The organism is Ferrimonas sp. YFM (assembly GCF_030296015.1).
Classification (GTDB): Bacteria; Pseudomonadota; Gammaproteobacteria; order Enterobacterales; family Shewanellaceae; genus Ferrimonas.
In genome coordinates, this window is record NZ_AP027368.1 from 102,396 (window position 1) to 128,584 (window position 26,189).

A 26,189-nucleotide genomic window follows, 5' to 3' on the forward strand; every position below is an offset into this window, starting at 1 on the left:
CGCATTTGCGGCCCTTTTTTTATGGTGTGCGTTTGCCTGGAATTACTCCGCCTCGGGCAGCAGGGTCAGGGTTTCCAGCTGGGGGAGGATGGACTGGCGAATCTGCTCCGGAGTGCTGCTCTGCCAGTAGCCGCTCAGGTAGCTGAGCAGGGGCACCACGGCGACAAACATCAGCAGCATGAACAGGATCACCGAGGGCTTCAGGGGCAGGTATCGCCCCGGCAGTGACAGGGTCAGGGCGCCCTTCTGTGGGCAGGCCTGGGCACAGCGATGGCAGGCGTGGCACTCATCCACGTTGACCGTATCCAGACGGTGTACCGGGATTTGAGAGGGGCAGGCCTGGTGGCACTTGCTGCAATCCTTGCCTTCGCTCTCCCTCAGGCAGGTGGCGCGGTCACGGCGGATCTTGAAGGGGCTCAGCAGGGAGAGGGCCCCCATCAGGGCGCCATAGGGGCAGAAGTAGCGGCAGAAGGCGTTGCGCTTGACCACCGACAGCAGCAGCAACATCGCCAGCAGCACCATCATCACCACATTGGGGTGGGTGAACTGCTTCCACATGGAGAGGTCCGCCATCAGGTGCTTGTCGCTGTCCAGGTAGGAGGCCAGCTCGATTGAGGGGATCTCCAGCACCAGGGTCAGCAGCCAGATCAGCACGCCGTATTTGGTCATACGCAGGCCGCTGTCCAGCCAGTTGGGGATGCGGATACCACTTTTCACCGCCTTATGACCGCGGCGATAGATCAGCTCGGAGATAAAGCCGACGGCGCAGATCCAGCTGCAGAAGGCGCGCTTGGTCACCAGGGCCGAGGCCATCAGTGCCAGGAACATCACCAGGGCGGCGGGATGCTGGTGGTCCAGCACCCCCTGCTCAACCCAGGCCCGCAGGGAGATGCCGGCGGTGACCGGCAGGTAGATGTCCACCACACTGGGCCGGGTCAGCCAGACGCTGCCCGCCTCCATCTGCATGGCGTACAGGCCGTACTGGATGGCGATCACCACCATGGCTACGGCGAAGGCGTTCTGGGTCATCTGCCGCAATCGGTCGAAGTGATCCAGGGTGCGCGAGGGCCGCCGGTTGGGCATCAGCTGGCGGCCGGCGCCCAGAGTCATCAGGAAGCACAATGCCGCCAACAGCAGCAGGGCATCCCTGGCCAGTAGCAGTCCCAGTCCCGCGGTCAGCACAGTGGTGACCAACCCGAGCGAGCGGCTCAGGGTAATGAGAATGCCCAGGGCCACGGTGCAGCCGGTGAGCAAAAGCAGGGACTCGAGAAAGGACATGGGCCATCCATATGGATTCAGATGGCCATAAGTATCTCAGCCCTTGCCCGCTAAAGCAGGGGCTGATGTGTGGATTTTAGACCCATTTAACAGTTTGGCATGGAAACCAAATCTTTATTGTCCCAGGGTCTGAATGAACTCGTCAGATTCAGCAATAGCACGATTCATCTCAGTTATGAGGGACTGAATCTCCTGCTTGAGGTCGCCGAATTCATTGCCGATGGCAATGACGGCGCGGGCGTTGAGGTTGTGCTTCAGATAGAGCTCGTTGTCTTTCAGTCGGGCCAGTACCGGCTCCATCTTGGCTTCGGCCCGGCGCATGCTGCTGAGCATCTTGTCGTATTGCCTCTGGGTGGAGCGCAGCTGCTTTTCACTGTTGCGGCGCAGAGAGGAGGACTGATACTGCTCCAGCTCATCCTGCCACTCGTCGAACATGGCTCCGGCCACATGGTCGATGGCATCGATGCGCTCAGACACCTCGTTGGCGGCACTCTCTGACGCTTCGTACTCGCCACGCACCTGGTCGTACACAGATTCCAGGTCGCCGCCCTCGAAATCCACCAGAGTCTTCAGCTGTTCCAGGGCAGAGCTGAACTGCTCCTGAGCCTCTTTCTGACTCTCCTGAGCACTCTCTACCCGGTCGGTGAGGATCTCACGCTTGTGGTAGCCCACCTGCTCAGCGGCAGCGTAGTAGGCGGATTGGCAGCCACTGAGCATCAGGGCCAGGGCAAGGATAAGAAAACGCATGAGGGCTCCTTAACTGCGGTAGCGGGCGGCGTCGATGATGCACCACAGGTGCAGCACGGCGGCGATCACCGCGGGGATGACCAAAAAGTAGAAGAAGTAGCCGGAGCTGACAAAAACGAAAAACAGCAGTGCCGGCAGTATCCGTCCCTGCACCAGCTGACCCAGGCCGGGAATGAAGAAACTGCAGATGGCGGCGATGACATTGCCGGCGGAACCCTGTTGGGACATACAAACCTCCTTGCTTCCCTCGTCCTGTGGGAGGGTGCTGATAACTCAGTAGTTTAGACAGTTATGTTAACACCCAAGCAACCTGGAGCAAGGCGAGTGTGTTAGCGATTGCGTCCCAGGAGGTTGAACAGGGCGCCGCCCAGGATCAGTCCGCCGCCCATCAGGGTCCATTGGGTGGGGATCTCGGCAAACACCAGCCAGCCCAGGGCGATGGAGAACAGGATCTGCACATAGGAGTAGGCCACTACCCGGTTGGCCACTTCACCCTGCAGCGCCTTGGTCAGGCCCACCTGGCCGACCTGAGTAAAGACCCCGACCAGCAGCAGCAGGCCCAGGGTCTCCCAGTCTGGGATCACCAGGTTGTCACCGAGCAGCACCAGCGACAGGGGCAGGGCCAGCATGGGGAAGTAGAGGATGATCACCGAGCTGTCCTCGGTTTTGCTCAGCTTCTTCACCAGGATGTAGGCCACGGCGCTGCCGCAGGCGCCCATCAGGCCGGCGCCTATGCTCAGCAGGGGCAGGGCGTTGTCCGTTGCCGACCATACAGGCACCATCATGGCGCTCAGTCCCGCCAGGGAGAGGGCGATGCAGATCAGGGTAAAGCGATGGATTCGCTCCCCGAGGAAATGGAAGGCCAGCAGGGCGGTGAACACCGGGTGCAGATACTGCAGCAGGGTCGCCTCCGCCAGGGGCAGGGTGGTGACGGCGTAGTAGACGCAGATCAGTGCCAGGGCGCCGGTGGCGCCTCGGGCCAGCAGCAGCGGTTTGTTGTTGCCCAAAGGCGCCAGCCCCTTGCGACGGATATCCAGGTAGCTGAGCAGCACCGAGACCAGGGCCCGGGCGGCGACTATCTCCAGTACGGGAATGCCCCGGGCACTGGCCAGCTTGACGCAGGCGGACATCAGGGCGAACCCCAGGGCCGACATCAAGGCATAGTAAACGCTGAGGTTCTGATTGGGTGCGCTGGGCATGGGGCTCTCCGGGGGCAAGAGAGGCGCACTATAGGGGGTGGATACCCCCGGGTCAACTGACGGAACTCTGTACAGGTCGGTTCCCGGTGTTATGATCCATTTATAGAGAAAAAACTTAGGCTTACTATGAACATCATCACCCGGGCGCGGCTGCAGTGGCAGAGCTTCCCCTGGCGGCGGATTCCCGCCTATTTTCGCTTTCTGTTCCGGCGCAGCATGGAGAATCGCCTGCAGGTGACTTCGGGCTACCTGGCCTACATGACCCTGCTCTCCCTGGTGCCCCTGATGGCGGTGGTGCTGTCCATCTTTTCCGCGTTTCCCGGTTTCGTCGGGGTGAAGGAGCAGGTGGAGCAGTTTGTCTACACCAACTTCGTGCCCACGGCCAGTGGCGTGGTGCAGCAGTATCTGACCGAGTTCGTTGCCAACGCCTCCAGGATGACCGCCGTGGGGGTGGTGTTCCTGGCGGTGGTGGCCCTGGCGCTGATCTCCGCCATCGACAAGGCGCTGAACCAGATCTGGCGCATCCAGCAGCGACGCCGCTGGGTGTACTCCTTCTCCATGTACTGGATGATCCTGACTCTGGGGCCCATTCTGATGGGGGCCAGCATCGCCATGACCTCCTACCTGGTGTCACTCAAGTTGCTTTCCGATGTGGGATTGTCCGGGATGGTGCCCTTCTTCATGGCCAAACTGCCCTTCCTGCTGTCGGTGCTGGCCTTTGTGTTGATCTACTCTCTGGTGCCCAATGCCCAGGTGCGCTTTCACCATGCCCTGACCGGCGCCGTGGTGGCGGCTCTGCTGTTTGAGGCGGGCAAGCGGGGTTTTGCCTGGTACATCACTACCTTCCCCTCCTATGAGGCGATCTATGGTGCCCTGGCCGTCATTCCCATTCTCTTCGTCTGGGTCTATCTTTCCTGGATGATCCTCCTGCTGGGAGCCGAGGTCACCGCCTCCCTGCCCGAGTTCTTTGCCGTGACCGAACCACAAAAGGACGTGAAATGATGAAACATTGGATGGCGATCGTGATGTTGATGCTGGTGACAGGGTGCGCGGCCACAGGCCAGTCCCAGGACCGCATCGACCTGAGCGGCAAGAACAATGAGCAGGCGACCGATGCCCTGCTGGCGGCGCTTGAGACGGAGTCCTATCAGGTGAAGCGGGCCGCGGCGGACAGGTTGCTGGTGGAGTATGACGGCAGCCACTTTATGCTGCAGCCAAGGATGCTGCCGGACAGCCTGGATCGGGTGGTGATCACCAAGTACTACCTGTTGCACCCGGATCTGGCTCAGACCCCTGAGCTGCTGCTGGTGATCGGCAAGCTGAACCAGCAGCTGGACTTCGCCAAGTTCATTGTCCGTCAGGAGGGCCGAGCCATCGAGGTACGCGGTTCTGCCACTTTCGTGGATGAGATCAGCCTGCTGGAACTGACCCGGTTCATGGCCTGGACCAACCAGGGACTGGCGCTGGTGCGTCAGCAGTTCCCTCAGGCCCAGCCCATGGCCAAAGAGGTGAAACTGGGCGACCTCTAGGACCAAGTGGCCGCTTGTCCCTTGAGTTGGCAGGCACACTTCGCCACACTGATGCGCTGAATCAGAAGAGGTAACAGATGATCGCATTAGTGCAGCGGGTGTCCACCGCCAAGGTGGAAGTTGAGGGGCGCATCACCGGCGAGATCGACCGGGGATTGCTGGTCCTCCTGGGGGTAGAGCAACAGGACGACGGCGAGCGGATGCGCAAGCTGGCGGACAAGGTGATGAAGTACCGCATCTTCAGTGACGATGAGGGCAAGATGAACCTGAATGTCCGCCAGGCGGAAGGCAAGCTGCTGGTGGTGAGTCAGTTCACCCTGGCGGCGGATACCGGCAAGGGACTGCGCCCCAGCTTCTCCGGCGCCGGCAAGCCGGATCAGGCCAAGGCCCTGTACGAAGAGTTTGTCGCCTACTGCCGCAGCACAGGGATGGAGGTGGAGACCGGCGAGTTTGCCGCCGACATGCAGGTGTCGCTGACCAACGATGGGCCGGTGACCTTCCACTTGCAGGTTTAGTGCCGCGTCGACAAGCTGCAACAACGAAAAACGCCGCGGACTCCGCGGCGTTTCTGTGTGTGCTGACCAGACTCAGTCGTGGTTGGCGCCCCGGGCGATGGCCGACAACAGGGCTTCCGGATCGAACTTGCACAGGCCTTCGTTGGCACCGCTGTTCTCGGTGTAGCGGCGGCAGACATCGCTGTTGAGGGAGGTGTGCAGGATGATGTAGGTCTCCTTGAGGCACTCCTCGCCGCGCACCGTGGTGGCCAGTTGGTAGCCGTCCAGCTCCGGCATCTCGATGTCGGAGACCAGGATCTGAATGGGTTGGCCGACATTGGCCTGATGCTGCAGAGTTTCCAGGGCGGCGCGGCCATTGGGGGCACTGTGATAGTCGATGCCATGTTGCTCCAGCACCATGGCCAGCTGACGGCGGGCGAAGCGGGAATCGTCGCAGATCAGGATGCGTTGGCCACGGATCTCTGCCAGAGTCTCCGGGGTCAGGATAAAGTCGTCCACCTGCTTGTTGGCGTTGAGCCCGACGGTTTCGTTGAGGATGCGCTCCAGATCCAGCACCTGCACCAGGTCATGCTCACGGCGAATCACGCCTGAGCTGTAGCTGGAATCCCCCAGCTTGGTGGGCATGGCGGCCACATCGTCGCTGTTGCAGTAGTGGATGGTGTCGATGCCGGTGACCAGCAATCCGAAGAATTTGCCCTGAACCTCACAGACCACCACCTGCTTGCAGTCATCGGGCCTCATGCCGATGGCACTGGCCAGGTCGATCACCGTCAGGGTGTGGCCGCGCAGAGGCATGGTGCCCACCACACAGGGATGGCTTCCCGGAATCTGGTTGAACTGGCGGGTAGTAACAATCTCCCTGACTTTCAGGGTCGTGATGGCAAAGGCGCGTTTAGGGCCCAGGGTGAATACCAGAAACTCCTGGCGATTGTTCTCTTTAGTCATCCCACAAATTCCAACAGACGGCAGATTATTAGTTATATCGACCACCGCGGCACAGGCTTGAATCCGCGGTTCGCCCAAGATGCCTTGGTCGGGTCAGGGTGTCCAGTTTAACTGTGATATTCTCACCGCTTATTTGCTCTGAAACAGGTTATGGCCATCGATGAAGCTGCTTGCCCCAACACCAGATCAATTGTCCCAGGCATTCGAGTTGAGATATCGCCTGCTCCGGGCCCCCTCGGGACAGCCCAAGGGCAGTGAGCGGGATGAGCTGGAGGCTGAGGCGATACATCGGGTTCTGGTGGATGAGCAGGGCAGGGTGGTGGCGACCGGGCGTTTGCATCGGCTCAGTCCGTTGCGTGGTCAGATACGCTTTATGGCGGTGGAGCCTGGGGCTCAGGGACAGGGATTGGGTGCCAAACTGCTGGCTGCCCTAGAGCAGGCCGCACAAGAGACCGGGCTGGAGGCCATTGAGCTGCAATCCAGAGAAGACCAGGTCGGCTTCTATCAGGCCAGAGGCTACCGGGATCTGGGGCCGGGGCACACCCTGTTTGACAGCATAGGTCACCGCCGCATGGCCAGGCTTTTGCCTGGGGCCGTGACCCGGCTGACCCAGACCTGGCATCAGACCATCCCGGTCTCCGAGTTTATGCAAGTGGAGGGGGTGAGCTTCGACGGCCAGAGATTCGAGACCCGGGCCAGCTTCGAGCGGGGCTGTAATCTTCATGGCACCCTGTTCGCCGGTGCCGGTTACACCCAGGCCACCCTGACAGGCTGGGGACGGGTCTGGCTGGAGTTGCAGCTCAAGGGTGTTGAGGGGGAGATTGTCCTGGCCCGAGCCGAGGTCAAATACAGCAAGCCGGTACGTGACATCCCCCATGCCTGGGTCCGGGCCGAGGAGCTGGACTTGTCGCGGCTGGCCCTGGGGCGCAATGCCAAGGTGCCCCTGACTATTGAGCTGGCGGATGGGCTGACCCTGGAGGCACTGTTTGCGGTGTTGCCGCCCAAGGGGTGAGGGCGTCGTTTTTTCCTGCCCTATAAACAGCAAAGCCCCGCAGTGCGGGGCTTTATTGATCCTGGGGCAACTCAGTCGTTCATGGCGGCCTTGAAGCGGCGCAGGGTGGACTTGAGTTTTCCGGCGTTGTCCGGACCCATGCGCAGCATCAGCTTCTCGGCGTCGCTCATCTCCTCCAGCTGTTCGTCCTGGAAGGTGTAGTTCACCGAGTGGCTCTCCAGGGCCAGGGCGGTGTCCATCTCAGGGGCGGCCAGCATCAGGTTGATGGCGTCCATCATCCGGTCACGGAAGCCGTCGCTGTAGCCCAGTTCGGCGTAGGCCTGCTCAAACAGCGGTTCCATCAACAGGTAGCTGTCGCGCAGTGCCTGCTCATCCAGACGGTAGAGGAAGCTGGTGTAGGCATCGAAACGGTGGAAGCCGTCGGGATCCAGGTAGAGCTGGCCGTTGACGTCCACCGCCTTGAACTCTTCAGTGAGCTTCTTAAACGGCCCCTGGGTGCGCAGTACGTTGCCCTCGGCCAGGTTGTCCACCAGGCTGACGAAGCGGCGTACCAGGCTGTCGGAGACCAGGAACTGGCCCAGCTGCATGCCATCGGCCAGTTTATTCAGCTCACCCTTGGCGAAATCATCGGACTCTCCCAGGCTGGGCAGGACGATTTCAGGTTCGGGCTCAGGCTGGGGTTCGGGCTCCACAACGGGCTCGGGCTCGACCACGGGTTCCGGCTCAGGCTCGGGCTCGACCACGGGCTCGGTCGGCAGCGGCTCGGCAGGCACCTCCACCGCAGGCTCGATCACCGGCTCAATGGGATCGGCGGTGACCTGAGGTGCTTCCGGCTCGCCGGCCAGGTACACCCAGGCGCCGACGCTGAGCAGGATCACCAGCGCCACCGCCCCCATCATGAGGGTGTTGCTGCTGGAACTGGAGGTATCGCGTTCGTTGGAATTCATCTGGTCTCTCTACTCCTGTGCCGACCCGGACTTCCATTGTGCAAAATTAGCCCGGGCTGTCTAGGGTCTGTTGAACTTTGGTGGTGTTTAGTTGGCCGAGAATAATGACATTCAATCAAGGAGTTCGATTGCAGGCATAGTGGTTCTACGTCCAGATCGAACGACGCTGAGTGAGGGTCATTAGTCCGGCCCCGCAGGGCGCCAACTCATCGCTTGTTTCTGGCCAGCGCGACGTTCACTCTCAGCGCTTGGGCTATGAGTCTCTTCGACGTTGGCGCAAATGACTTTGCCAAGGGTCAACAGGCCCTAGGCTTGGCTGTAAATCTCCCGCCCTTTTAACCACCTATCTATAAGCGGCTGCACACTTTGGGGGTGTTTCCGCATCAGGTGTTCCGCCAATCGCTTCACCTGGGGGATGAGGGCGCCATCCCGAACCAGGTCGGCAATCTTAAGATCCGCCAAGCCGGTCTGCTTGGTGCCCAGCACCTCGCCGGGGCCGCGAATCTCCAGATCCCGCTGAGCGATGACGAAGCCGTCATTGCTTTCCCGAAGCACGCCGATGCGGGCCTGGGCAGTTTTGGACAGGGGCGGATGGTAGAGCAGCACACAGTGGCTGGCGGTGCTGCCCCGGCCGACCCGGCCTCTGAGCTGGTGCAACTGGGCCAGGCCCAGTCGCTCCGGGTTTTCAATGATCATCAGGCTGGCGTTGGGCACATCCACCCCGACCTCGATTACCGTGGTGGCCACCAGCAGATCCAGGTCACCGGACTTGAACCTATCCATCACCTGCTGTTTCTCTGCCGATTTCATCCGGCCATGTACCAATCCGACCTGTAAATCAGACAGTTGTTCCCCTAGCTCAACGGCAGTGTCCTCGGCGGCCTGGCACTGCAGCACCTCGGATTCGTCGATTAGGGTGCAGACCCAGTAGGCCTGTCTGCCCTGCTCCTTGCAGGCCTGACGCACCCGCTCCACCACTTCGTGGCGGCGGTTGTCGCCGATGGCCACCGTGGTGACCGGCGTCCGCCCCGGGGGCAGTTCGTCGATGACCGAGGTGTCCAGGTCTGCATAGGCGGTCATCGCCAGAGTCCGGGGGATGGGGGTGGCGGTCATGATCAGTTGATGGGGATAGTTGCCCTCTTTGAGGCCCTTCTCCCTCAGCTCCAGCCGCTGATGCACCCCGAACCTGTGCTGTTCATCGATGATGATCAGCGCCAGGTGGTCGAAGCTGACCTGATCCTGGAAGATGGCATGGGTGCCGACAATCATCTTGGCGGTGCCGTCGGCCACGTGGGCCAGGGTCTGCTCCCGGGCCTTACCCTTGAGCTTACCGGCCAGCCAGGCGACCGGATACCCCAGGGGTTCCAACCAGTTGGCAAAGGCCAGGGCATGCTGCTCGGCCAGCAGTTCGGTGGGGGCCATCAGGGCGACCTGACGCCCCTGACTCAGGGCGGTGAGCGCCGCCAGGGCTGCCACCAGGGTCTTGCCTGAGCCTACGTCTCCCTGAACCAGGCGCATCATCGGCTGACTGGCGGCCAGGTCGGTGCGGATCTCGGCCACCACCCGCTTCTGGGCACCGGTGGGCTCGAAGGGGAGCCGGGCCAGGAAGTCGTTCTCCAGGGCGGTGTCCATGGTCAGGGGCAGGGCACTGTGTTCGTCGGCGCTCTGGCGCAGCTGCAGCATGGAGAGGTTCTGTGCCAGCAGTTCCTCCATGGCCAGTCGCTGCTGCGTCGGGTGCTGTCCTTCCGCCAGCAGCTCCACATCCGCATCTGCCGGAGGGCGGTGCACGTACTCCAGGGCCTGCTCCATACTCATCTGCTGATCGTAGAGCCCGTCGGGCAACAGCTCGGGGACCCTGGCACTGCGCAGCTTGTCCACCGCCTGCTCGGCCAGTTTGCGCAGGCTCAGCTGCTTCAGGCCTTCGGTGGTGGGGTAGATGGGGGTGAGACGCTCCTCCAGCTCCAGGCCATTGCTCTCGCCGGGCAGGCTGTATTCGGGGTGGATGATCTCCAGCCCGTGGAGGCCGCGGCGGATCTCTCCGAAGGCGCGGATACGCTTGCCGTTTTGCAGGGTGTTTTTCTGGGCCATGGCAAAGTTGAAGAACCTCAGGGTGAGGCTGCCACTGGCGTCCATCATCTTAACGGTCATCATCCGTTTGCGGCCGTAGGTGACCTTGCTGGAGAGGATCTCTCCTTCAACTGTGCCGTGGATGCCGGGCATCAGTTCGGCGATGGCCCACAGCCGGGTGCGGTCTTCGTAGCGCAGGGGCAAATGGAACAGCAGGTCCTGAACCGATTCGATGCCAATTTTGGCCAATTTCTCTGCTACTTTGCTGCCGACACCCTTGAGGGAGGTGATGGGCAGAGCCGCCAGATCCGTCACTCTGTTATCCACAACTACTGTAAATATGATCAGATAATAGCAGTCCTGCCTACGGGAATCAGCCCCTTATGGTTCGGGGGCCCTTGGGGCCCCCGAGTTTTTCGGTACTGATTAGCTGGCCTTGGCGGCCTTGGAGAGCTGGTCTTCCCACACCACCATATCGTCACGCATATGGCCGATCATCGGGCCGTAGCGCTTCTCCAGTACGTGGCGTTTGATCTTCAGGGTGGGGGTGAGGACGTCGTTTTCCACTGTCCAGGGCTCGTCCACCACCAATATGCCGCCCAGGGTAGAGTGGCTCTCCATGGTGCCGCTGACCTGACGACAGATGCTGCGCAGGGCGATCTCCACCTCGGTGCGGGTTTCCGCGCGGGCCGCTTCCGACAGCTGCACCAAGGCAACTGGGTAGGGCTGGCCCGAGCCGATGACGCAGAGCAGTTCGATGCGGCTCTCCTGAGCCAGCTTACGCTCCAGAGGCACAGGGGCAACAAACTTGCCTTTGGCGGTCTTGAAGTTGTCCTTCACCCGGCCGGTGATGGTGACGTAGCCGTCTTCATCCACCTCCGCCTGGTCGCCGGTGCGGAAATAGCCGTCGTCATCGAAGGCTTCGGCGGTGGCTTCCGGCTGCTTGTAGTACTCCCGGAACAGGCCCGGGCTCTTGAACAGCAGCTCGTTGTCGTCGCCGATCTTCACTTCACAGTCGATGCCTGGGGCGCCGACACTGCCGATCTTGTCGGCCTTATAGGGGAAGTTGAGGGTGGCGTAGGCGCCGTTTTCCGTCATGCCCCAGGCTTCGGTGATGTCCATGCCGATGCGGCGATACCAGTGCAGCAGGGAGGGGGAGACCGGGGCCGAGCCGCAGCCCAGGATGCGGGCGTTGTTCAGCCCCAACTGCTTGCGGATCTTGCGGGCAATGAAGGCGTTGAGGATGGGGATGTTCAACAGCAGGTTGAGCTTGCTCTCTCCCACCTTGGCGATGATGTTCTTCTGGAACAGGGTCCATAGCCTGGGCACCGACAGGAAGAAGTCTGGGTTGGCCACCTGCACATCCTCCACGAAGGTGTCCAGACTTTCAGCGAAGTAGACGGTGCCGCCGCCGGCGATGGAGCTGCCGAAGATGTAGGCCCGCTCGGTGATGTGCGCCAGGGGCAGGTAGGAGATCACCCTGTCCTTGGGGGTGCCGCCCAGGTGTTTGGTGAGGCGGTCTGCGGCCCAACTGAAGGCGCCAAAGGTCATCACTGCACCCTTGGGGTTGCCGGTGGAACCTGAGGTGTAGATGACGGTCATCACCTCGTCGGCGTCCGGGTAGTGGGTCTCCACCGGGTCGGCCATCTCCAGCAGTTGCTGCCAGTGGTACTGGGTGGTGATGCCGTCGTAGCCCATGCCCATGCGGATGATGTGGGCGGGGATGGCGGGTTCCTGCTCAGGGCCATCGTCCAGCTTGCCCACCAGGATGCCCTTGGCTTCAGAGTGATCGAGCACGTAGCTGATGGTGTCCACGTTGGCGGTGGGATAGATGGGCACACTGATGAAGCCGCCCACCATCAGCGCCAGGTCGGTGATGAACCACTCGGCGCAGTTCTTCGAGAGGATGGCGATCTTATCCCCTTTTTCAAACCCCAGTTTGTGCAGGGCGCCGGCCAGGCGGTGGGCCATCTGGTGGACCTGGCACCAGGAGTAATCGTGCAGTGTCCGCTGTTTGGGTTGGCGCAGATAGATCTTGTCGCCCTGTACCCTGGCCCATTCATCCAGCAGCTCTACCGGAGTCTTGAAACTTTCAGCCATCAGATGTCCCTCTTCTGTATTTTTTGTGCCACGCGCCTGGTGGGGATTATGGATTCCGCTCTCCTGGCGGAATACGAAAAACCGGTCTAACCACTTGAAAATAGCAGGAAACGGTCATTTTTAAAGCGCCTTTTGTGCGATCTCTGTGCCTTTGTGGGCAGAGGCGACCTGTAAAGGTGTCGCGATAGTCGGGATTTGTGTGATCTCCGTCGACAAAGGGGCGAATAAACAGAGAGTTCGTTTGGTGGTGAACCAGTAGCCCGCGGGTAACCCTGTTTTTTGCCGTTTACCTGCACCAGTGAGATGAAGTTGCTGCCGGCGGCCTTGGCCGGGCAAAAAATGAGCAGGGGACGGGGGGAGACGGTGGGAGGAGCGAGGGTTGAAGCAGGGTGGGCCGAAGGGCGCTCAGTGCGCCCCCGGCTCCGGCATGGGTGAATCAGTCGTCCAGGTGTTCCCAGGAATCCTTGGTCATCTGGATCTTCTGCCACCACTCGTCGGGGGCGTCGATCTGGCCCTCGTCATCGACACGGGGATAGGGGATCCCTTTCTGACGGCAGATCTTGGCGAAGATGGGGTGGCCGCCTTCAAACAGCAGGCGCTGGCACTCACTGTCGTCCAGGGTGCGCTTGTCATACATGCCCGCTTCCTGGCGCTGGCGCTGGGCCTCATAAAGCATCAGGGCGGTGGCCACGGAGACGTTCAAAGATTGCACCATGCCCACCATGGGGATGATCACATCCTGATCCGCCAGGGCCAGGGCTTCCTGGGTGATGCCGGTCTTCTCCTGCCCCATCAGAATGGCGGTGGGCTTGGTGTAGTCGATCTCGCGGAAATCCACGGCGGTATCGGACAGGTTGGTGGCGATGATCTGCATCCCCTGCTCGCGCAGTGCCTGGATGGCGTCGGTGATCGATTCGTGGGACTTCAGGCCTACCCAGTTCTGACTGCCGGTGGCGGTGCCGCCGGAGAGCTTGGTTTTCTGATCAGTCCAGATGGCGTGCACCTGGTGAACCCCGACGGCATCGGCCGTGCGCACCATGGCCGCCAGGTTGTGCGGCTTGTGGACCTCCTCCATGCAGATGGTCAGGTCCGGCTGGCGCTTGTCCAGCATGGCGTTGATTCGAGCTAAGCGTTCGGGGCTCATGGGGATTCCTTAAGGTTAGAAACGAAGCCGGGGGCGCCCATGCGCCCCCGAAAGTATAGGTCTGTGTGGATCTGGTTTAGAGCACCATCACCGCATCCATCTCCACCAGGGAGCCTTTGGGCAGCTCCTTGACGCCGATGGCGGCACGGGCGGGGTAGGGCTGTTGAATGTACTGGCCCATCACCTCGTTGACCTTGGCGAAGTTGGCCAGGTCCAGCATGTAGATGTTCAGCTTCACCAGCTTCTGCAGGTCACCGCCGGCGGCTTCGCAGACCGCCTTCAGGTTGTCGAACACCTGGACCACCTGAGAATCGAAGTCGTCGCCCACCATCTCCATGGTTTCTGGGACCAGAGGGATCTGGCCGGAGATGTAGACGGTGTCCCCGGCGCGGATGGCCTGGGAGTAGGTGCCGATGGCGGCAGGTGCTTTGTCGGTGGCAATAACGAGCTTGTCGGTCATGGTGTCCCCACAGAGTTTGTCAGTTACGGCTGCGTGCAACCTTCAGTACTTCAGGCTGAACCCGCAGTTTACGCATCACATTGGCCAGGTGTACCCGGTTCTTCACCGTGAGCGTCAGGGTGATGGTGTAGACCCGCCCCTCCTTCTCCTCGGTGTTGAGATTATGAATATTTGCGTCGCAGGCCGCAATGATGGAGGTGAGCTTGGCCAGGATCCCCTGATGGTTGATGATGTCCATCCTCAGGCCGGTGAGGTACTCCTCCCGGTTGTCCTGATCCCACTCCACGTTGAGGAACTTTTCCGACTCCACTTCCCGGGCGCGACGGATGTTGCTGCAGGTGTCTCTGTGTACCACCAGCCCTTTGCCGGGGCTGACGTGGGCCACGATGTCGTCGCCGGGAATGGGTCGACAGCACTTGGCGAAGGAGAGCAGTACGCCCTCGGCGCCTCGAATCGGCAGCTTGTCGCGGCCCTCGGTGGACTCCAGCTCGCCCTTGAGCTTCTGGGCGACCACCAGGCTCATGGCGTTGCCCAGGCCGATGTCAGCCAGCAGACCATTGAACTCGTCGTGGCGGTATTCCGCCACCACCTGGTCGATGCGCTCGGCGGAGATGTCCTCCAGGGTGAGGTCGCCCAGGGCGTGATTGAGCAGACGTTTGCCCAGTGCGGTGGCGTCTCTGTCCTGCAGATTCTTCAGTACGTGACGAATCTTGGCCCTGGCCTTGGCGGTCACCACGAAGTTCAGCCAGGCGGCGTTGGGACGGGCGCCCGGTGCGGTGATGATCTCCACGGTTTGGCCAGATTTCAGTGGCTGGCTCAGAGGGTAGGCGTGACGATTGACCTTGGCGCCGACGGCGCCATTGCCCACATCGGTGTGCACCGCATAGGCAAAGTCCACCGGCGTGGCGCCCAGGGGCAGCTCCAGAATCTTGCCGGTGGGGGTGAAAACGTAGATCTCATCGGGGAAGAGATCGGTCTTAACGTTTTCGATGAATTCGAAGGAGTTGCCGGCACTTTGCTGCAGTTCCAGCAGACTTTGCATCCATTTGCGCGCCCGAACCTGGGCGGTGGTGGCGTTGGCTTCGGCGTCGCCCTTGTAGAGCCAGTGGGCGGCGACACCCTTGTCGGCCATCTGATCCATGTCTTCGGTGCGGATCTGCACCTCAACCGGCACCCCGTGGGGGCCATAGAGGGAGGTGTGCAGGCTCTGGTAGCCGTTGGCCTTGGGGATGGCGATGTAATCCTTGAAGCGATCCAGCCGCGGTTTGTACAGGGTGTGCATGGCGCCGAGCACCCGGTAACAGGTGTCGATGTCTTTGACGATCACCCTAAAGGCGTAGATGTCCATCACCTCTTGGAACTGGAGCTCTTTATTCGCCATCTTGTTGTAGATGGAGTAAAGGTTTTTCTCCCGCCCATAGACCTCACCCTCGATGGTCACCTCATCCAGCCGACCAAGGATCGCCTCGCGGATGGAGTTCATGATCGCCTTGCGGTTGCCGCTGGCGGCCTGCAGGGTGTCGCGCAGTACCCGATGGCGCATGGGGTAGAGGGCGGAGAAGCCCAGGTCTTCCAGCTCGTTCTTGATGTTGTGGATACCAAGACGGTTGGCGATGGGGGCGTAGATCTCCAGGGTTTCCCTGGCGATACGACGGCGCTTATCCGGGCGCAGAGAGCCCAGGGTACGCATATTGTGGGTGCGATCGGCGAGCTTTATCAGGATGACCCGGATGTCCTGCACCATGGCCAGGACCATCTTGCGGAAGTTCTCCGCCTGGGCTTCCTTCTTGTCGCGGAACTTAAGCTTATCGAGCTTGGAGACGCCCTCCACCAGCTCAGCCACCGAGGGGCCAAACTGTTCGGCCAGATCCTCTTTGGTGAGCTCGGTGTCCTCGATGACGTCATGCATCAGGGCAGCGGCCAGGGTCTCGTAGTCGAGACGCATCTCCGCCAGGATGCGGGTGACCGCAACCGGGTGGGTAATGTAGGGCTCGCCGCTGGATCGGGTTTGCCCATCATGGGCATCTCTGGCGGTGATATACGCTCGAGTGAGATTCTCGACCTGCTCAGGATCCAGATAGCTGGATACCAGTTCCCTCAGGCTTTCAAACAGATACAACGACGACCCCCGGTGCTGGAATTACAGAGTGCGTCCTTCAGCGATGGCAGCTACCGCAGCCAGCTCGGCCGCTTCCTGCTCGCGCTGAGCTTGCAGCTCTTGCTCATCCAGAGTCTTGGCATCGATCAGACCCGCTTCGATTTCGCGCAGGGCGATCACAGTGGGCTTATCGTTCTGCTCCTCGACCAGCGGTTCCTTGCCGTTTACAGACAGCTGACGCGCACGGCGAGAGGCGACCAGGATCAGGTCAAAACGGTTGCCAATCTTATCTACGGCGTCTTCAACAGTTACGCGTGCCATGAAAAGGAACTCCTGTGTTTGAGCTTAAAAAAATGACGCAAAAGTGTACATGAAGTTGACTAGCCTGCCAACAGATCATCTAGCATATCACCGTGGACAGTTTTTTGCCCAGCCAGATGCAGTCGGTTGGCCAAAACAATGGCAGAGAGATCCGCCAGTGCTGTGTCGAAATCTTCGTTGACGATCAGGTAGTCGTACTCATCATAGTGACTCATCTCATCCACCGCATCCGCCATGCGGGCGGCGATGGTGTCGGCGCTGTCCTGGCCGCGGCTGTTGAGCCGGCGCTCCAGCTCCTGCCGCGAGGGGGGCAGAATGAAGATGCCGATCGCCTCGGGCATCAGAGCCTTCACCTGACGGGCGCCCTGCCAGTCGATGTCCAGAAAGACGTCGATCCCTTTATCCAGGGTCTGCTCGATGGTGACGCGGGAAGTGCCGTAATAGTTGCCGAATACTTCTGCCCACTCGAAAAACGCGCCCTGATCGATCAGCGCCTTGAACGCTTCCTTATCGACGAAGTGGTAGTGCACGCCGTCGCTTTCGCCGGGACGGGGGGCTCGGGTGGTGTGAGAGACCGACACCTGCATGTCCGCAGGCTTGTCCTTGAGCAGGGCGCCGATGAGAGACGACTTACCTGCACCACTGGGGGCCGATACAATGAATAGGTTTCCACGACGGGTCATGGCTTATTCCACCCTGAAAAAAAGTTAAAACCGGGCCGCCGCCTCTGCAAAGCAGGGTCGGGGGAAACCGGTGTCTAAGTTCTAGTGACAGTGGCGGCAAGAAGCAAGGGCCGGCCACCTGATTCTGAGGCGGCGTAAATTACCATGAATGGGTGGATAAATCACCCGTTTGGGGCAGGAAAACGGGAGCACATCCATGGCTGTGGCCAATTCCTCTTGATTGGGGCCGGTGCTGGTGTGACTCTAGCTCAATCTATGGAGCCGGCCACTTTGTGATGAAGCTGAAACAACAGATCGCCCAGAAGTTGATGATCGACCTGCGCTATTTTGGCGATTCGTCCGCCTCGCGCACCCCAATGACCCGGTTGCCGAAAGCGGTGGCCGACTGGATCGCCCGTCATGGCCTGGGTGGGGTGATCCTGTTTTCCGAAAACCTGCAGCATCCGCAGCAGATTCGCGCCCTGACCTCGCAGCTGCAACAGGCGGCGGCGCGCTCTCCCCTTGGCAACCCTTTGCTGATCTCCGTGGACCAGGAGGGGGGACGGGTGTGTCGCACCCCCAAGGCGCACACCACCGCCTTTGCCGGCAACATGGCCCTGGGGGCGGCGTCATCCGTTTACCCTGAGCTGGCCAACGAGGTGGCCGTCGCCATGGGCCGGGAGTTGTCGGCCCTGGGGATCAATGTCAATCACGCGCCCTGCATCGACGTGAACAACAACCCGCACAACCCGGTGATCAACGTGCGTGCCTATGGAGATGACCCTCATCTGGTGGCCCGACTGGGGCTGGCTCAGGCCCAGGGTCTGGCCGCAGGGGGCGTTCTGGCCACCCTCAAGCACTTCCCAGGCCATGGGGATACCCACAGTGACAGCCACACCGGCCTGCCCCGAGTGGATCACGACCGAGCCCACCTGGACAGGGTGGAGCTGGCTCCCTACCGCACCATCCTCAGGCAGGTTCAGCCCGCCATGGTGATGACCGCCCACATTCAGTTTCCTGCCCTGGATGACACCACCCTGACCGGCTTGGACGGTCGGCAGCACCTGGTGCCGGCCACCCTCTCCCGCAAGATCATCACCGGCCTGCTGCGCCAGGAGATGGGATACCGCGGGGTGGTGATCACCGATGCCCTGGATATGGCGGGCATCAGCGGCTGGTTGCCACTGACCCAGGCGGTGATCCACACCTTTGCCGCCGGAGTGGACATTGCCCTGATGCCGGTGCGCATTCGCTGTGAGGCGGATTTGACCAAGCTCGATACCCTGATTGACGCTGTGGCCGGGGCGATGGACAGCGGCCAGCTGGACCCGGATGAGTGGCAGCGCTCCCTGGCGCGGATCGCCGACCTGAAGCGGCAGCTGACCTTGGGCGCTCTGCCCTCCCCAGAGGTGCTCGGCTGTGATGCCCACCGCGCCCTGGAGCGCAAGCTGGCGACCGCGGCTGTTACCCAGCTGTGCCCCAACACCCTGCCCAGGCCGGCCGCTGAACATCGCCACTGGTTGTTGATGATGCCCGATCTGGACAAGGCCCAGGCCCTGGCCGCCGCCCTGAGGGAGCTTAAGCCCGAACTTGAGATTAGCTGCGTCAGCCTGCTTCAGCCGGACGCGGAACTTCACAGGGCGATGGAGCGGGCGGAGTTGGTGGTCAGTGGCTTTATCTCGCCCCGCCAGAGCGCCGCCGAGTTGGGGGGCATGGAGGATGTGTCGGCGCTGAGTGAACAGGCACTGATTCAGGCCCACCAGCCTGAGCGGCTGGTGCGTTTGCTGACGCAGGCCAGAACCTGGGGCCAGTCGGTGGTCCACCTGAGCCTGCGAGCCCCCTACGAGTTTTCACAGGTCAGCCCCTGGTGCCACTGGGGCCTGGCCAGTTTTGCCTATCACCTGGACCGCCCCGGACGGGGGACGAGTTACGATTCACTGGCCGCGGTGCTGATGGGCCAGGCCCAGGCATCCGGTCTTATGCCCCTGAAGGAGGGAGAGGAATGAGCAAACGCTATCTGGTCAGCCAGATGTTCGACGGCCAGCAGATGTTTAAGAACGTGGTACTCACTGTAGAGAATGGCCGTGTGGCCGGCATCGACAAGGAGCGCAACCGCTGGGATGAGAAGCTGACCGGCATCCTGGCGCCGGGCTTTGTGGATCTTCAGGTCAATGGCGGCGGCGGCGTGCTGATCAACGACGCCGCCGACGCGGATCAGGTGCTGGAGGTGCTGAAGGCTCATGCCCGGTTTGGTACCTCGGCGATGCTGCCGACGGTGATCACCGATGACCTGGCCAGCATGACCCGGGCCGCAGACGCGGTGGCCAGGGCTAGGCAGAGTTCCCCCTACGGCATCCTGGGGATTCACTTCGAAGGGCCGCATCTGGCCCCGTCCAAAGGGGGCGTGCACAACACCGAGCATATGCGTCCCATCGGTGAGGCGGAGTGGCAGCTTTATGCACGGGACGACCTGGGGGTGAAGATGATCACCCTGGCGCCGGATGTGGTGTCAGAAGCGGAGATCCGTACCCTGGTGTCACTGGGGATGATCGTCTTCCTGGGTCACTCCAACGCCAGCGCCGACGAGGTGGACGCTGCCCTGGCCGCCGGCGCCGTCGGCTTTACCCATCTGTTCAATGCCATGTCGCCCCTGGCGTCCAGGGCGCCGGGCATGGTGGGCAGTGCTCTGCTGGATGAATACAGCATGGCGGGGATCATCCTCGATGGCCATCATATGGACTACCGCGCGGCCCGTCTGGCGCTGAAGTGCAAAGGGCAGGACAACCTGATGCTGGTGACCGATGCCATGCCGCCGGTGGGCAGCGATCAGCAGAGTTTTGAGCTGGTGGGGCGTCAGGTCACCCGTCACCATTGCCGGCTGGAGGGGCCGGATGGCCAGTTGGCGGGCTCGGTGCTGGATATGAACCAGGCGGTGCTTAATGCCATCGATGGCCTGGGAGTGGCTCCGGGCCAGGCACTGCGCATGGCGTCGGCCAATCCCGCCCGCGCCCTGGGGATGGAGGAGGTACTGGGACACCTTAAGCCCGGCGCACTGGCCAACATGGCGCTGTTGGGGCCAGGGATGAAGGTGAGCCGCACGTGGGTGGCCGGTGAGACCCTGTGGCAGGAGAAAGTGTGATCCTGCCCCATCCTGAGCGCCAGAAAAAATCATGAAGCGACATTCAAAACGATAAAGCCGATTAGGCCGATAGCCACACTCCGTTATACGAGAAGGGGAGGACTGGGTAGTCTGTAACCAATGGCCCACAGCACCAAGGCCCAGAGTACCGAGTTTCATCATCATCTCATATCGTTTTTTTGAGGGCCTGTTGGCCCTCTTTTTTTGCCCGATTCTCGCCCTGACAACACCGACAGAAGCACGGGAAAAACCGGAGCGGGATTCAAAGCGGCAAAGTCGATTAGTGCAATAGTAAGAGTGCGTTATACGACCAAGAAGGGGCCGAGTAAGCTGTAATCAATGGCCCACAGCACCAAGGACCAGAGTCTCCAGTTTCACGACCTTATCTTATCGATTTCCTTGAGGGCCTGATGGCCCTCTTTTTTTACTCCAGTGCCAGCTGCACCCGATTGTTCTTCACCCTCACCGGAAAGGTGGCCAGGGAGATCTCCTGCTGCTCCAGGTTGCGACCGCTGTGCAGACAGTAGCGCCGCCGCTGGCCGGCGGCCTCCAGGGCCAGGGTACGGGACTCTTCGTCGACCCGGGCACGAAAGACCGAGTTGGCTTTGCCCAGGGGATCGTGATTGTCCAGGGCAAACAGCTGGCCTGAACGCAACAGAAACAGCGCCAACTGCTGATCCTGCACCAGGGCGCACACTCCCTCACCCGGATTGAGTTCCGACAGGGCACAGATATCCTGCCAGTCTGTGCAATAACGGCTCATAAGCACCTCCCTCGTTTCCCGTCACAATAGCGGGTCGTCATGACCCTGCCATGACACAGCAAGAAGGGGGCCGGGTCATTGAAACATCAAAGCCTAATTAAGTATTTGTTTGATAATCAGAGTCTTATGTAGATAAATCTGAGATTTTGGTCTGAGCAGAATCGAGATGACCAGCTGCTATACTGCGCGGCATTGGCGCACAGTGCCCTGTTTTGGCGCGGCCATCCTATTGAAAAGGTGAAGATTGCGATGACTCAGCCCACTCCCCCAACCCTGCTCTGCTGTTGCCTGAGATTGACTCAGCAGGATGTGGACGAGGTGATCCTGGCCGGTGCGACCAGCGCCGATGAGGTGGCCAATGCCTGTGGCGCCGGCACCGGCTGCGGTTCCTGCCGACCGGAAATTACCCAGCGATGCCGCACTCTCGCCACCAATACCTCCGGTGATTCATAAAACAGATTGCGTCAATGGCTATTGTTCGCTTTATTCGTTAATGGTGCAGGGTTAATCTGAACTCAATCGCCACACAGCGTGGCCCAAAATTGAGATAAGGGGATAGCCATGAACAACACCAACCTGATTGGGCTGAACAGCCAGGGTGCCGAGCAACTGGCCGGTCAACTGAACGACCTGCTGGCCAACTACCAGATTCTTTACATGAACGTCCGCGGTTTCCATTGGAACATCAAAGGGGCCGATTTCTTTGAGTTGCACACCAAGTTTGAGGAGATCTACAACGTCCTGCTGGAGAAGGTGGACGAGATCGCCGAACGGGTCCTGACCCTGGGGCATCAGCCTCTGCACGCGTTTTCCGATTACCTGCAACACAGCGAGATCCGCGAAGCGGTGCAGGTGAGCAGCGGCAGTGAAGGCATCGACCTGCTGCTCGACGGCTACAAGGTGTTGATCGCCAAGCAGCGTGCCATCCTGGAGTCCGCCGGCGAATTGGGGGATGAAGGGACTGCCTCGCTGATGAGCGACTACCTGTCCCAGCAGGAGAAGGAGAGTTGGATGCTGGCAGCCTACCGCGGACGCAGTGCCTGATACAGCAAGCCCAGCCGATTGGCTGGGCTTTTTACTGCCTGAAGATCAGAACAGCTCCATCAGTTGTTGGTAAAGCTGGGCCTTACGGGCGTCCGAGGCAAAGCTGGCGTCGATGGCGTTGGCGCTCAACTTCAGCCACTGCTCCTTGCTCAGATTCAGAGCATTTTGCACGTTCACGTAATTTTCCAGCATATAACCACCAAAATACGCCGGATCGTCCGAGTTCAGTGTGACTTTCAGATCCTTGTCCAGCAGGGTCTTCAGGTTGTGATCTGCCATGGTGTCGAACACCCGCAGGCGGACGTTGGAGTTGGGGCACACCGTCAGCGGGATCTGATGCTCCGCCAGGTGGGCCACCAGCTCAGGATCCTGCAGGCAGGCCACCCCATGGTCGATGCGTTGCACCTTGAGCAGTTCCAATGCCTGCCAGATGTATTCCGCCGGCCCCTCCTCACCAGCATGGGCCACCAGTTTGTACCCCTGAGCTTCGGCAGCGGCGAAGGCTCGCTGGAACTTCTCCGGCGGATGACCCAACTCGGAGGAGTCCAGGCCGATGCCTAGGATCTTCTCCCTGAAGGGCTTGGCCTGCTCCAGGGTCTGAAGGGCGGATTCCTCGCTGAGATGACGCAGGAAACAGAGAATCAGGCCGTGGCTGATCCCCAACTGCTGTTGCCCCTGGTCCAGGGCCCGGGTCAGTCCGTTGATCACCGTTTCGAAGGGGATGCCGCGATCGGTGTGGGTCTGAGGGTCGAAGAAGATCTCGACGTGCTCAACGTTCTGCTCGCGGCAGCGCTGCAGGTAGGCCCAGGTGAGGTCAAAAAAGTCCTGTTCGGTCTGCAGGACATTGGCGCCCTGGTAGTAGAGGTCCAGAAAGGATTGCAGGTTGCTGAAGTCGTACGCCTGGCGGAGGGCATCCACGGAGTCGTAGGGCAGGGTGATGTTGTTGCGTTGTGCCAGCCGAAACATCAGCTCGGGCTCGAGAGAGCCTTCGATGTGCATGTGGAGTTCGACTTTGGGCAGGGCGTGGAGAAAATCGGTGGCCAGGGTCATAGGCATAATCTCTTTGTAGTCATTGTTAGGAGGTTATGCCCATCTAGTCTAACTCAATTCCCGTATATGAGTTAGAAGTTATCTGGGGACCGGGCGCAGGGAGGCAAAAATGAACTGGCTGAAACTCTTAATGGTTTCTTTGTGGCTGTGGGCCTGGCAGGCGGGAGCCGGCTGCCAGAGCCCCAGCTTCGAGTTTGATCGGCGCATTCCCAGTGGGGAGCGGGCCAAGCTTGACCGCTGGCTGGGAGAGGCGGCAGAGGCGGTGGCGGATCTGGCCGGCCAGCATCCGGTTCCCTGTGCCCGCATCCGGGTGTATGACGGAGGCCGTGGCAAGGGGGCGGTGCCCTGGGCCCAGATAGACCGGGGGGAGCGCGAGGGGATCCGTTTCTACGTGGATTACCGTCTTCCCCTCAATTCCTTGCGGGGCGACTGGACCGCCATGCACGAGTTCAGCCATCTGCTGATCCCCTTTCCCGGCAATGACCAACCCTGGTTCAGTGAAGGGTTGGCCAGCTATCTGCAGTATCTGCTGATGGCCAGGGCGGGCATTCTGTCCGCCGATGAAGCGATCAAGCGACTGGATCGGGGGTTTCGGCGCGGTATTGACGATGATGGTCATGGCGGTGTCGCTCTGGAAACCCTGTCCCGGGAGATGTGGCGTCGCCACGCCTACCGGCGGGTGTACTGGAGCGGCGCCGCCTACTTCCTGGCGGTGGATACCGAACTCAGGCGCACGGGTAAAGGGTCTTTGACTCAGGTGTTGAGCGAGTTTGTGGCCTGCTGCCGTCAGCAAAACCGTCACTGGACGGTGGACACCCTGGTGCAGGCGTTCGATCGTCTCAGCGGCACCACTTTGTTTGCCGACACCAGGTCGAGCATGATGCCTCAGACCGGCTTTCCGGATCTCAGCCGCTCCTATGAGTATCTGGGGCTGGTGCGCACCGAGGCCGGCCTCAGCCTGACCTCCGGCTCCCCCTGGCGGGAGAGGCGGCAGCAGCTGGTGGCGGACACTGTGCCCTCGCCACTGCCTGCGACCAGCCGCTAGCGGCTCGCACAGCTGCTGCCTGACAGGCAGGAAAAAGGGGAGCACAGCTCCCCTTGCTTCTCTCTCTTTCCCTGGGGCCTAGCTGAAGTAGGCCACCTGTTTGTCCAGGTTATCGGACAGCTGCTGCAACTCGGCGGCACTGTCGGCGGTTTGTGCCGAAGTGTCGCGGGTCATGCGATTAAGTTCGCTGACTGAGGTTGCATTGGCTGCGATCTCCTGGGAAACCTGGGCTTGTTGCTCGGATGTGGTGGCCATGCTCTGAGCCATGTCGGCGATGGCATTGATCTGGCCGGTGATGTTGTGCAGTGCCCCTCCCGCTGCCTGGGCCTTCTCCTTCACCGACACACTGGTGTTCTGGCTGGAGTTCATCATGGACACCGCAGACTCGATGCGCTGTTGCAGCTGGCTGATGATGGAGACCACCTCCTGAACCGAGCTCTGAGTGCGATGGGCCAGTTGACGCACCTCGTCGGCGACCACCGCGAAGCCGCGGCCCTGCTCACCGGCGCGGGCCGCCTCGATGGCGGCGTTCAGCGCCAGCAGGTTGGTCTGCTCGGCGATGGTGTCGATCATGGTGGTGACGCTTTCGATGTTGCGGCTCTCTTCATGCACCTGACGGATGGCATCGGTGGAGTCGTTGAGCTGGTCGCTGAGGCTGTTGATCTCCTGCTCCATGTCGGTGACCAGTACCGAGCCGGCGTTGCTGTCCTGGTTGGCGGTCTGGACGTTGTGGGCCACCGCTTCCACCTGTTCGGCCACCGCATTGGCGGAGGAGGCCATCTCCTCGATGGCGGTGGCCATTTGGTCCACCTGCTGCTGTTGCTGCTCGGACTGGCCCAGGTTGGACTGGGCGTGCTCGGCCACCAGGCGGGCGGCGGCGTTGGAGTCGTTGCTGGTGGTCTTGATCTCCCCCACCAGCTGGTTCAGCTGCTTGGCCATCTGCCCCATGGCGAAGGTCAGCCGGGTGATCTCGTTGCGGCTGTCTCCACAGACCTGAGGGATGTCGATGCTGACCCGGCCTTCGCCCAGGGCAACCATATAATCGCTGGCCTTGCCCAGAGGGCGCAGGATCCGCTGCAGTACCCAGGTGACCACCACTATGGTGAACAGGCCCGCCAGTGAGGCCACCAGGATGATGGTGGTCAGCAAAGAGCGGGTCTCTTTGGTGACCTCATCCAGGAAGGTGCCGCCGGACAGCACCCAGTTCCAGCCGGGCACCTTGGCAAACACCAGGTACTTTTCGCCGGTGACGCCATTGTAGGTATGGGGGTAGCGCACCACTCCGGTATCGCTTTCGAACAGTTTTTGGAAGGGTTTCTCTTCCGTGGCCAGCTGGATAATGTTCTTGGTCAGGTTCTCCTTCAGGGGATGATGGATGTACATCCCCCGCTTGGTGTCACTGTCGTCGAAAACGATGGAGTAGCCGGTGTCACCCCACTGGATGGTGGCCAGGTTGTCAAACAGATCTTGTGAGGCCTGATCCACCGGCAGACCCACGAAAGAGGCACCGATCTGGCGGCCATCTGCGCCCTCAATAGGTGCGTAGTAGGTGAGGTACTGCTTACCGAACAGGGTGACCTTGTTGTAGTAGCTGTCGCCCCGGCTCAGGGCGCGATAGGCGGCGCTGGTGCGGGTCAGTTCGGTACCCACTACCCGCTCACCACTGAGGTTGGTCAGAGAGGTGGAGAGGCGAACATAGTCACTGCCCTCTTTAACGAACACCGTGGCCACGGCACCGGTATCCCGGGTAAAGGCATCCACCAATCGGTTGTCACTGACCCGCTCGCCATAGACGCTGAGATCCTGCAAGGCGCGCCCTTTCAGCTCCACTTCCGAGGTGGCGGGCTGCAGGCCGTCCAGGTATTGGTTCTGGAAGGCGGTTTCCAGCACCTTGGCTTCCTTCAGGTAACCGTCGAAACTCTGTTTCAGCGTGATGCTCAGGGCTTGCACCTTGGATTGGTGCTCGGAGAGTGCCTTGTCCAGCAGGGTTTGATAACTCTCCCGGTAGACCAGATACCCGGTGAGAGAAAAGGCAATTACGATAAGGACAGTAATAATGGAGCAAAGCTGAAAGCCGATGCTTTTATTCTGCACATTGAAGGTGGACATATTATTTATCCGTAG

Annotated in this window: 25 protein-coding genes; 9 read left to right on the top strand and 16 right to left on the bottom strand. The window is 60.8% G+C overall.

Annotation, left to right across the window (positions count from 1 at the left end):
* Positions 1-42 precede the first annotated feature (42 nt).
* The 4 genes from QUE41_RS00460 to QUE41_RS00475 all read right to left on the bottom strand — a co-directional run bounded on the left by QUE41_RS00460 (position 43) and on the right by QUE41_RS00475 (position 3,224).
* Positions 43-1,278 (bottom strand): 4Fe-4S binding protein, encoded by a 1,236-nt coding sequence (locus QUE41_RS00460; protein ID WP_286341067.1) that lies wholly within the window; start codon positions 1,276-1,278, stop codon positions 43-45.
* Between the two features lie 114 nt (positions 1,279-1,392).
* A complete protein-coding gene (locus QUE41_RS00465; protein ID WP_286341068.1) occupies positions 1,393-2,025 on the bottom strand; it encodes a DUF2959 domain-containing protein in 633 nt (210 codons plus the stop codon).
* Between the two features lie 9 nt (positions 2,026-2,034).
* A complete protein-coding gene (locus QUE41_RS00470) occupies positions 2,035-2,253 on the bottom strand; it encodes a hypothetical protein (RefSeq protein WP_286341069.1) in 219 nt (72 codons plus the stop codon).
* 101 nt (positions 2,254-2,354) lie between these two features.
* Entirely contained in the window at positions 2,355-3,224 is an 870-nt protein-coding gene (locus tag QUE41_RS00475) for a DMT family transporter (protein ID WP_286341070.1), read from the bottom strand.
* A 126-nt stretch (positions 3,225-3,350) separates the two neighbouring features.
* Between QUE41_RS00475 and QUE41_RS00480 the strand changes: the two genes are divergently transcribed.
* The 3 genes from QUE41_RS00480 to dtd all read left to right on the top strand — a co-directional run bounded on the left by QUE41_RS00480 (position 3,351) and on the right by dtd (position 5,268).
* Entirely contained in the window at positions 3,351-4,226 is an 876-nt protein-coding gene (locus QUE41_RS00480) for a virulence factor BrkB family protein (protein ID WP_286341071.1), read from the top strand.
* A complete protein-coding gene (locus tag QUE41_RS00485; protein ID WP_286341072.1) occupies positions 4,223-4,753 on the top strand; it encodes a hypothetical protein in 531 nt (176 codons plus the stop codon). The genes QUE41_RS00480 and QUE41_RS00485 overlap by 4 nt, the downstream gene beginning before the upstream one ends.
* A gap of 77 nt (positions 4,754-4,830) precedes the next feature.
* The gene (gene dtd, locus QUE41_RS00490; RefSeq protein WP_286341073.1) at positions 4,831-5,268 is read left to right on the top strand and encodes a D-aminoacyl-tRNA deacylase; all 438 of its coding nucleotides are present in this window, start codon (positions 4,831-4,833) and stop codon (positions 5,266-5,268) included.
* Between the two features lie 72 nt (positions 5,269-5,340).
* Here dtd and QUE41_RS00495 read toward each other — a convergent pair whose 3' ends face one another.
* A complete protein-coding gene (locus tag QUE41_RS00495; protein ID WP_286341074.1) occupies positions 5,341-6,213 on the bottom strand; it encodes a chemotaxis protein in 873 nt (290 codons plus the stop codon).
* A 160-nt stretch (positions 6,214-6,373) separates the two neighbouring features.
* Between QUE41_RS00495 and QUE41_RS00500 the strand changes: the two genes are divergently transcribed.
* Positions 6,374-7,225: a bifunctional GNAT family N-acetyltransferase/hotdog fold thioesterase gene (locus tag QUE41_RS00500; protein WP_286341075.1), complete on the top strand. Its 852-nt coding sequence runs from the start codon at positions 6,374-6,376 to the stop codon at positions 7,223-7,225.
* A gap of 71 nt (positions 7,226-7,296) precedes the next feature.
* Here QUE41_RS00500 and QUE41_RS00505 read toward each other — a convergent pair whose 3' ends face one another.
* From QUE41_RS00505 to gmk, 8 genes are all read right to left on the bottom strand, one after another.
* Entirely contained in the window at positions 7,297-8,172 is an 876-nt protein-coding gene (locus QUE41_RS00505) for a DUF3014 domain-containing protein (RefSeq protein ID WP_286341076.1), read from the bottom strand.
* A gap of 306 nt (positions 8,173-8,478) precedes the next feature.
* On the bottom strand, positions 8,479-10,554 hold the full coding sequence (gene recG, locus QUE41_RS00510; protein ID WP_502876008.1) for an ATP-dependent DNA helicase RecG: 2,076 nt from the start codon (positions 10,552-10,554) through the stop codon (positions 8,479-8,481).
* Between the two features lie 111 nt (positions 10,555-10,665).
* The gene (locus tag QUE41_RS00515) at positions 10,666-12,339 is read right to left on the bottom strand and encodes an AMP-binding protein (RefSeq protein WP_286341078.1); all 1,674 of its coding nucleotides are present in this window, start codon (positions 12,337-12,339) and stop codon (positions 10,666-10,668) included.
* Between the two features lie 436 nt (positions 12,340-12,775).
* A complete protein-coding gene (trmH, locus tag QUE41_RS00520) occupies positions 12,776-13,483 on the bottom strand; it encodes a tRNA (guanosine(18)-2'-O)-methyltransferase TrmH (protein WP_286341079.1) in 708 nt (235 codons plus the stop codon).
* Between the two features lie 76 nt (positions 13,484-13,559).
* Positions 13,560-13,943, bottom strand: coding sequence for a deaminase RidA (gene ridA, locus QUE41_RS00525; protein ID WP_286341080.1), 384 nt, complete (start codon positions 13,941-13,943; stop codon positions 13,560-13,562).
* Between the two features lie 19 nt (positions 13,944-13,962).
* Positions 13,963-16,062, bottom strand: coding sequence for a bifunctional GTP diphosphokinase/guanosine-3',5'-bis pyrophosphate 3'-pyrophosphohydrolase (gene spoT, locus QUE41_RS00530; RefSeq protein ID WP_286341081.1), 2,100 nt, complete (start codon positions 16,060-16,062; stop codon positions 13,963-13,965).
* 21 nt (positions 16,063-16,083) lie between these two features.
* The gene (gene rpoZ / locus QUE41_RS00535; protein WP_028109328.1) at positions 16,084-16,362 is read right to left on the bottom strand and encodes a DNA-directed RNA polymerase subunit omega; all 279 of its coding nucleotides are present in this window, start codon (positions 16,360-16,362) and stop codon (positions 16,084-16,086) included.
* Between the two features lie 59 nt (positions 16,363-16,421).
* On the bottom strand, positions 16,422-17,045 hold the full coding sequence (gene gmk / locus QUE41_RS00540; protein ID WP_286341082.1) for a guanylate kinase: 624 nt from the start codon (positions 17,043-17,045) through the stop codon (positions 16,422-16,424).
* A gap of 275 nt (positions 17,046-17,320) precedes the next feature.
* Here gmk and QUE41_RS00545 point away from each other — a divergent pair, with 275 nt between their 5' ends.
* Entirely contained in the window at positions 17,321-19,030 is a 1,710-nt protein-coding gene (locus QUE41_RS00545) for a glycoside hydrolase family 3 protein (protein WP_286342883.1), read from the top strand.
* Positions 19,027-20,163, top strand: a complete 1,137-nt coding sequence (gene nagA / locus QUE41_RS00550; protein ID WP_286341083.1) for an N-acetylglucosamine-6-phosphate deacetylase — start codon at positions 19,027-19,029, stop codon at positions 20,161-20,163. Before QUE41_RS00545 ends, nagA begins: the two co-directional genes overlap by 4 nt.
* A 424-nt stretch (positions 20,164-20,587) precedes the next feature.
* On the opposite strand, the gene QUE41_RS00555 is transcribed toward nagA, so the two are convergent.
* A complete protein-coding gene (locus QUE41_RS00555) occupies positions 20,588-20,926 on the bottom strand; it encodes a nitrite reductase (NAD(P)H) small subunit (protein WP_286341084.1) in 339 nt (112 codons plus the stop codon).
* 249 nt (positions 20,927-21,175) lie between these two features.
* Between QUE41_RS00555 and QUE41_RS00560 the strand changes: the two genes are divergently transcribed.
* Both QUE41_RS00560 and QUE41_RS00565 read left to right on the top strand, forming a co-directional pair.
* Positions 21,176-21,379 carry a (2Fe-2S)-binding protein gene (locus tag QUE41_RS00560; protein ID WP_286341085.1) on the top strand — a complete coding sequence of 68 codons (204 nt, stop codon included), beginning with the start codon at positions 21,176-21,178 and terminating at the stop codon, positions 21,377-21,379.
* A 108-nt stretch (positions 21,380-21,487) separates the two neighbouring features.
* On the top strand, positions 21,488-21,970 hold the full coding sequence (locus QUE41_RS00565; protein ID WP_286341086.1) for a Dps family protein: 483 nt from the start codon (positions 21,488-21,490) through the stop codon (positions 21,968-21,970).
* 45 nt (positions 21,971-22,015) lie between these two features.
* Here the strand turns inward: QUE41_RS00565 and QUE41_RS00570 are convergent, their stop codons facing one another.
* Entirely contained in the window at positions 22,016-23,020 is a 1,005-nt protein-coding gene (locus QUE41_RS00570) for an adenosine deaminase (RefSeq protein ID WP_286341087.1), read from the bottom strand.
* A gap of 109 nt (positions 23,021-23,129) precedes the next feature.
* Here QUE41_RS00570 and QUE41_RS00575 point away from each other — a divergent pair, with 109 nt between their 5' ends.
* A complete protein-coding gene (locus tag QUE41_RS00575; RefSeq protein WP_286341088.1) occupies positions 23,130-24,065 on the top strand; it encodes a M61 family metallopeptidase in 936 nt (311 codons plus the stop codon).
* 78 nt (positions 24,066-24,143) lie between these two features.
* Here the strand turns inward: QUE41_RS00575 and QUE41_RS00580 are convergent, their stop codons facing one another.
* Complete coding sequence (locus tag QUE41_RS00580; protein WP_286341089.1) at positions 24,144-26,174, bottom strand: methyl-accepting chemotaxis protein; 2,031 nt, start codon at positions 26,172-26,174, stop codon at positions 24,144-24,146.
* Positions 26,175-26,189: the final 15 nt, after the last annotated feature.